Here is a 7,054-nt window from a genome sequence, read left to right on the forward strand (position 1 = left end):
TCAACGGTGGTTTGGGCATCCACACCTTTTTGGATTTCGGCTTTGGTGCCGTCAGCCAAGTCGATGCTGTAGTCGGTTGTGACTGCACCATCGGCTGCAGTTGTAGTATTGGAAGTCAAATTCAAAGCATTGGAAACTTGTACCGTTGCTTTATCTGCGCTGACGGTATAAGTGGTTTCTTTGCCTGAAGTTGTTTTATTAACGTGCGCGTTACTGCCTGCCTCCACCTTAGTTGTGGTCTTGGCATTATTGATGGCATTGGCTACATCACCGGCAGTCGCTACACCGGCAGTCGGTGCGGACACTGTGCCATTATTATCGACAGACAATGTGCCTTGAGTGACATTGATTTGAACTTTTGATGCATTCTCGCCATCGGTGATTGCAACAGTCGTCAAATTGCCATCGGCGTAGTTGACTGTACCGTTGTTGTTGATACGAGATTTGTCTGTACCGTTTTGTTGGATATTGTGTCCAACATTGTTCATAACGGTGTACAGCTGGCTACCATTGACCGCATCGGTCGAAGTGGCGGAAATACGGCCTGCGGCAACATTGTGAATTTGGCGTTCATTGCCTGCGCTGCCTACAGAAACCGCGCCTGTTTTAGCGGATGAAGAAGCTGCATAGCTGACATTAGTCGTCGTACCGCTATCGTTTTTGAATGTTGCATTTTTAGCTGTTGCATCAAAATTATTGGCAGTGCCAACAGCACCATTACCCAATGCAACAGAGCTACCGATCGTAGTCGTCGCGCCACTACCCAAAGCAACTGAATCGCTTCCAGTCGCTTTTGCATTATTACCACCGGCAAAACTATTCTGCCCGGCAGCTTGGGCTGAGGAACCAATAGCAGTGGAATAAAGGCCTGAACTGTTTGCCTGCTTACCAATGGCGATAGAATAAGCTTGCGTTGTCTGTGCCTGATGACCGATTGCAACAGAATCATCACCGACTGCATTTGACAAATAGCCCATTGCCGTACCGTTATTTTGTGCTGCTGCCCTTGCACCGACAACGGTTGCATTTCCATAGTTGGCTCTACTGTGAGCACCAACGACTACAGAGTAATTGTAATTATTTTCCGTATTCAAACCTATGGCGATAGAACCTGTACCGCGGGAATTAGCATTAGAGCCTAAGGCAACAGCGCCAACAGTTCCCGAAGTTACCGTTGCATTTGGACCAACAGCAACAGAATCTTCGCCAAGTACGTTGGCATTATGACCCAAGGAAACACTACCCGTCGCACCAGTGCTTGTTGCCGCATTTGGTCCGATAGCAATTGAATTGGTTGCTTTTGCACCGTCATTGTTCCAGTTTTTCGTACCGTCAGTTTTGCCTTCTTCTGACTTAACAGAGAAATAGCGGACACGCTCAATTGCACTCAATACACCATAAAGTTGAGAGCCGTTGATGGCATCAGTAGAAGTAGCAGAAATATCGCCGGGGGATACATTGATGATTTGACGTTCGTAACCTTTAGAACCAACAGACACAACATCACCGGCATCGGTAGTTTGACCGCCTGCCCAAGTGTAGGTTACACCCATAATTTCGCGTTGAACGTATGCCTGACCTTCTTTATCGGTTTTAGAAGCCGTACCCAAAGCCACAGAGTTCAGCAGAGTTGCTTTTGCACCTGTACCCAAAGCTACACCGCCAAAGGCAGTCGCCTGAGATTTGGTACCGATAGCCAGAGACAAATCGGCAGATGAATTAGACTGCACACCTAATGCAACAGAACCTTGACCGGCAATAGTATTACCATAAGAACCGCTATACATCGTATCACCAGTCATCTCTTTATAAATATCACGCAGACTTTTACCGCTCAGCGTATATTCACCGGTCTTTGCACCTTTTTCATTATATTTGATGAATTTATCCGTTGCATTGCCAGAATATCGAGTACCACCTACCGAATCTAAATCATCACCACCAATAGCAACAGATGAATTACCATTAGCCAAGACATTGCCGCCAACCGCAATAGATTGGTCTCCCTTTGCCCACGCACCCTCAGGTCTGCCCTGTGGATCAACACGGTTACCTGAACCAATAGCAATAGACTGAGTTATCTTAGAACTACTTGAATCGCCTACTCGAGCCGTATTACCAATAGCAATATTATTGTGCGTTACATTCACATTCATAATATTTTGCGAAAGAACCCCAGATGCACGTCCAATAGCAATCGTACCAAGTCCGGTTGCATTCGCGTCTGCACCAAGTGCAATAGCACTTGATGCTGCATTACCCGAAGCTGGAGAATTTGCCACTGCACTTTTACCGATGGCAATGGTATTTCCAGTTTGAGCTTGGGCTGAATTACCTATGGCGATAGACTCACTTTGATAACCCACTGCATTGGTACCGATTGCAATGGCATTTTGCGCATTGGCTGCAGCCTGACTGCCGCTGCCAATTGCAATGCCGTCTTGACCTCTTGATGTGCTGGATTGGCCCAAAGCCATTGAGCCTATACCAAATGCTTGCGCCGAATTACCCAATGCTGTTGTGCTCGTATTATCAGCAAGAGCATTCTTACCTACCGCTGTCGCTTGCGTACCATTTGCTTTGGAATCTGCACCCAGTGCTGTTGAATCTGCAGAAACAGCATTGGCACTTTTACCTATCGCTGTTGCATTTGAACTACTTGCACTTGTATCTGCACCCATCGCAACAGCATGATTTTGAGTAGCCTTGGCATTTGTACCAACAGCAAGGCTGTTATTATGTGTTGCATTTGCACTCGTACCTACCGCAACTGCACCGTTAGCCGTAGCATTGGCTGATGCTCCTACTGACAGAGCACCAATACCGGTCGCTGTTGCACCACTAACCGCAGTCGCACTGGTTACAGCATCAAATTCAATTTTTCCTCGTGCTGCAGTTGCCGCATACGAATTACCTGCACCCAAAAGAGCTGCCGAAATCACTGTCAATCTGAAAACTGTCGCAATACCATTTTTACCGGATTTGGTAGATACATCTGCACTGTTTTGTTCTGCAGACGATTTCACTCGGCCTTTGGCCAATTCGGAAGTTACGACAAAAGATTGAATCGTACGGTTCCAAACAACTTTAAATATCTTATTCATAGGTGTGTCTTTCTCTTTTTATGATAGGTAAAAGCGTGAGCATGAGCATGACGCTACTTTAAGAATTTATGCAGGGGTTTCCCAGCAAAATGCTTGTCTCAAGCTGACGTTTATTGTCACTTTGAGACGAAATTTAGGCTTTTGACTATCCCGCAACGGTATAGTATTTCATACTTACAAAATATCCGCTAGTCTAAAATATCAACCGATTATCTTTAATTTTTAAACAAAATCATGACGTTTGAACAGAAAAACTAATCATCAAAAGTTCTCCAGTCATGTTTTTATTAATAAGCGTAATGTTGTATTCCGTCGACAAGTCATCAGCAATCACAGTAATCATGCAAGCAACGTGCCAATTGCTCGGAATTTTATTTAAAATGAATTGTTTTCTAAAAAATGGAAAAGGCCGTCTGAAAGATTTCAGACGGCCTTTGATGAAATGATTTTGAACAATTGCTTGCTTGAATAATTTGTTTTTTGAGCTATCAATAAAATTGGCAATATGCTTTTAATACGTCATAGAAAGAATACGCATATCCCTACTTATACAAACGCGGATGGTTTTACAAACCGAATACGGTAATATCGCCCTTGCCTTGACGAATCAGCTCAGTGCCATCGGTCATATCGATAACCGTCGTCGGCTCAGTACCGCACCAGCCACCATCAATAACCAAATCAACAGCATGCTCAAGACGGTCTCGGATTTCGTATGAATCGGTCAATGGCTCTTCGTCTTCGGGCAGCATGAGGGTGCAGCTTAAAATAGGTTCGCCCAATTCTTGCAAAAGCGCCAAGGCAGTGGCGTTGTCGGGAACACGCAGGCCGATGGTTTTACGTTTTGGGTGAAGCGTGCGATTGGGTACTTCTTTGGTTGCCTGCAGGATAAAGGTATAACTGCCGGGCGTAGCTGCTTTGAGCTGGCGAAATTGGGCATTATCTACTTTGGCATAAGTACCCAATTCGCTCAAATCGGCACACATCAGGGTCAGATGGTGTTTTTGATCGATTTTACGAATCGCGAGAATGCGTTCCATCGCGTTTTTGTCGCCGAGTTTGCAACCTAGCGCATAGCAGGAATCCGTAGGGTAAACGATAACGCCACCACCGCGGACAATATCGGCGGCTTGCTTGATGAGGCGGTCTTGGGGATTATCGGGATGGATGGCGAAAAATTGTGCCATGTTTTTTTCCTTATCATTCTAATGGTTTGTTGTTTGACATTTTAAAACTTATTTGGCCGTCTGAATATTGGATTTCCACCACCATGAATGGATTTAGCCTTAGCTACAACACGGCTGACCCAGTGATACCTTATATATAATTTTGATTTACCGGCCGATATCGAAAGTCAATTTAATACACTATATAATGCGTTATTTTGTTTGAAAGTCATCTCAATGTCTGCTTCTTCCCTACCTTCCCGCCGCTTGTCTGTTGCACCCATGCTCGATTGGACAGACCGACACTATCGCTTTATGGCGCGACAAATTACACGCAATGCTTGGCTTTATAGCGAAATGGTCAATTCAGGCGCGGTGGTTTACGGAGATAAAGACCGCTTTTTGAGTTTCAACGAAGGCGAGCAACCGGTAGCTTTACAGCTTGGCGGCTCAGATCCGCATGATTTGGCAATCGCTGCCAAAGCGGCTGAAGCGTATGGCTATAATGAAGTCAACCTAAATTGCGGCTGCCCCAGCCCACGCGTTCAAAAAGGCGCTTTCGGCGCTTGCCTGATGAATGATGTAGATTTAGTGGCAGATTGTTTGAACGCGATGCAGGATGCAGTTGAAATTCCGGTGACGGTCAAACACCGCATCGGCGTAGACAGACAGACAGAATATCAAGTCGTGGCAGATTTTGTAGGCACGCTTCGCGAAAAAACAGCCTGCCGCACATTTATCGTCCATGCACGCAATGCTTGGCTGGACGGTTTATCCCCAAAAGAAAACCGCGAAGTCCCGCCACTCAAATATGAATACGTCTACCGTTTGAAACAAGAGTTTCCCGACTTAGAAATTTTGATTAACGGCGGCATCACAACCAACGAAGAAATCACCGAGCATCTGAAATTTGTCGATGGCGTCATGATCGGGCGCGAGGCTTATCACAATCCAATGCTGATGCGCGATTGGGATGCGCTGTTTTATAACGACGCACACGAACCAATCCAATACGCAGATTTAGCAGCTTGGCTATACGCATACAGCCGCGAACAAATCGCCTCAGGACGCGGCACCATCCTACGCCACATCGTCCGCCATGCCCTAGGCTTGATGCACGGCCTAAAAAATGCCCGCACTTGGCGCCGTATGCTCTCAGATGCCGCCTTGCTGAAAGACAACGACGGCAGCCTGATTCTAGACGCATGGAAAGAAGTCGAACGCGCAAATATTTGGGACTAAAGCCATATCGTGCGAATAAATGAGAGGCCGTCTGAAACATCAAATGATGTTTCAGACGGCCTTTTAAATTGCAACAGACTGCTAAAGATATATTCATTTCTCTTTAGCTACTATGATGATTAATTCATCGAATAAACCCAACACATAATCTAAGCATAAAAAAATGCGGCCTAAATAGGCCGCATTTACTTTGCTTCGTCTTTTCAGACGGCCTTTTCAGGCCGTCTGAAAGTCAGATTACCATTGGTAACCAACTGCTGCGGTAGCACCGAAGTGACCACGTGAGTTGCCGGAAGCAGTACCTTTGATGATCCAGTTACCACCATCGGAGATGCTAGAGAAGCCGACAGCGTAACCGGTTTCACCGCGGTAGTGACCGCCACCGATAGCCAGCATGCTCTTACCTGGCAAGTAAGCTTGTGGCAGACCGGCAGTAGCCAGAGCTTGAGCCACACCTGCGCGGGCGTTGTTGTCAACCTTGTTCACATTGCTGTTCACATCGCCGAATTTTTGGTTCAGCTGGTCAACGTTAACCGCATCGGTACCTTTCTTACCTGGAGCAACATTTTGGATAGTAGTGTTGCCGGCATCGATACCACCTTGGTTGATGGTTACAGGACCTGCTTTCAGTTCGTTAGTAGTAACACTGTTAACGGTCAGATCAGGGTTCATGCTGACTTTCAGCGCATCGCCGTCTTTCTTAACGAAGATGTTTTGAACTTCTTTCTCTGAAGTCTTACCGGTTGCTTTGTCGAATACTTGAACTTTAGTACCCGCATCACCTTTAATCTGAATAGTGTTATTCAGAGGTTTGGAGATAGAGCCGTCAGTAGTACCAGTCTCGTCAACCAGACCGAAGGTGCCATCAGCATCTTTACCGTCTTTACCATCTTTACCGTCTTTACCATCTTTCACGGTTGCAGTAGAAGTAGAGATGACTTTACCGTCTTTATCGAAGTTGTTGATAGTGATGGTAGAAGTACCTTTAGCTTCATCACGCTCAACTTTACCTTCAGCAGACTTACCGTTGTCACCGGTATCACCTTTAGCTGCAGCTGTACCATCTTTAACAATGGTAGTAGTGGTATTACCTTCGCCATCAGTGATGGTTACAGTGTGAGTGCCGTTGCCGTTGTCTTTAACTTCGGCTTTAGCATTCTTACCGTCTGCACCAGTAGCGCCAGTTGCACCGTCTTTAACGATAGTAGTAGTGGTATTACCTTCGCCATCAGTGATGGTTACAGTGTGAGTGCCATTGCCGTTGTCTTTAACGTCGGCTTTAGCATTCTTACCGTCTTCACCTTTAGCACCGGTATCACCTTTAGCTGCTGCTGTACCATCTTTAACGATAGTAGTAGTGGTATTACCTTCGCCATCAGTGATGGTTACAGTGTGAGTGCCGTTGCCGTTGTCTTTAACTTCGGCTTTAGCATTCTTACCATCTGCACCAGTTGCACCGGTAGCGCCAGTTGCACCGTCTTTAACGATGGTAGTAGTGGTATTACCGTTACCGTCTTTGATCGTTACAGTGTGAGTACCGTT

General features: G+C 46.0%; 4 protein-coding genes. 1 reads left to right on the forward strand and 3 read right to left on the reverse strand.

Annotated elements, in window-relative coordinates; all coding sequences use genetic code 11:
- The coding region (locus ACTHRE_RS10695) for an ESPR-type extended signal peptide-containing protein (RefSeq protein ID WP_440345272.1) at window positions 1-3,104 on the reverse strand (3,104 nt) is incomplete at its 3' end.
- Between the two features lie 566 nt (window positions 3,105-3,670).
- Window positions 3,671-4,291 (reverse strand): L-threonylcarbamoyladenylate synthase, encoded by a 621-nt coding sequence (locus ACTHRE_RS10700; RefSeq protein ID WP_049343882.1) that lies wholly within the window; start codon window positions 4,289-4,291, stop codon window positions 3,671-3,673.
- A gap of 216 nt (window positions 4,292-4,507) precedes the next feature.
- Here ACTHRE_RS10700 and dusA point away from each other — a divergent pair, with 216 nt between their 5' ends.
- Window positions 4,508-5,512: a tRNA dihydrouridine(20/20a) synthase DusA gene (gene dusA / locus ACTHRE_RS10705; protein WP_440345068.1), complete on the forward strand. Its 1,005-nt coding sequence runs from the start codon at window positions 4,508-4,510 to the stop codon at window positions 5,510-5,512.
- 237 nt (window positions 5,513-5,749) lie between these two features.
- Here the strand turns inward: dusA and ACTHRE_RS10710 are convergent.
- Window positions 5,750-7,054: YadA family autotransporter adhesin (locus ACTHRE_RS10710; protein WP_440345069.1), on the reverse strand; the 1,305-nt coding region annotated here is incomplete at its 5' end.

This window comes from Neisseria sp. P0001.S007 (assembly GCF_051963655.1).
Classification (GTDB): domain Bacteria; phylum Pseudomonadota; class Gammaproteobacteria; order Burkholderiales; family Neisseriaceae; genus Neisseria; species Neisseria subflava_A.

What these genes read in the sequence shown, in the direction of transcription:
- ACTHRE_RS10700 (WP_049343882.1), bottom strand. Translation starts at nt 4,291, where the DNA reads ATGGCACAATTTTTCGCCATCCATCCCGATAATCCCCAAGACCGCCTC.
- dusA (WP_440345068.1), top strand. Translation starts at nt 4,508, where the DNA reads ATGTCTGCTTCTTCCCTACCTTCCCGCCGCTTGTCTGTTGCACCCATG.